Annotated in this window: 1 protein-coding gene; it reads right to left on the bottom strand. The window is 48.5% G+C overall.

Annotated features, from left to right (window positions below; genetic code table 11):
* On the bottom strand, positions 1 to 493 hold a 493-nt coding region (locus tag HBA93_RS18365), incomplete at both ends, for a calcium:cation antiporter family protein (RefSeq protein WP_502910139.1).

Raw genomic sequence — 493 nt, 5'->3', positions numbered from 1 at the left:
ACCGATCTGCATCCAGAGAAACACAGCATAGACCACAATCGTAATAGCCGAGAATGCAACGGCTTGTATGAAATTGAATTCACCGGCACCGGACACATAATTCGGCAAAACCAGAGCAAGACCAGTGAGCATTGTAATCAGGGAAAGATAGCTGACTGAGCCCTGTGCATAATATTCCTGTTCGCGATAACGCAGCCCGCCAACAAGCAAACAAAGACCTGTCACCAGATTGAGAATGATCATCATCACCGAGAAAATAGCATCACGGCCGATGGTCGGAAATTCACCCGGCCCAAGCAGAACCGAAGCGATCAGGATTACTTCAATCGACACAATCGACAGTGTGAGAATGAGCGTGCCGTAAGGCTCGCCCAATTGATGCGCCAGATGATCGGCTTCGCCTACCACTCCAAATGAGGCCATCACGATCGTCGTAAACAGCACCATAAAGCAGATAACTGCAATTGTATTATCAAATGGCTCTGCCAGCCAT

Origin of the sequence: Ochrobactrum sp. SFR4 (assembly GCF_019730395.1) — a bacterium.
GTDB lineage: Bacteria > Pseudomonadota > Alphaproteobacteria > Rhizobiales > Rhizobiaceae > Pseudochrobactrum.
This window is presented reverse-complemented; position numbering and strand designations above follow the sequence as displayed.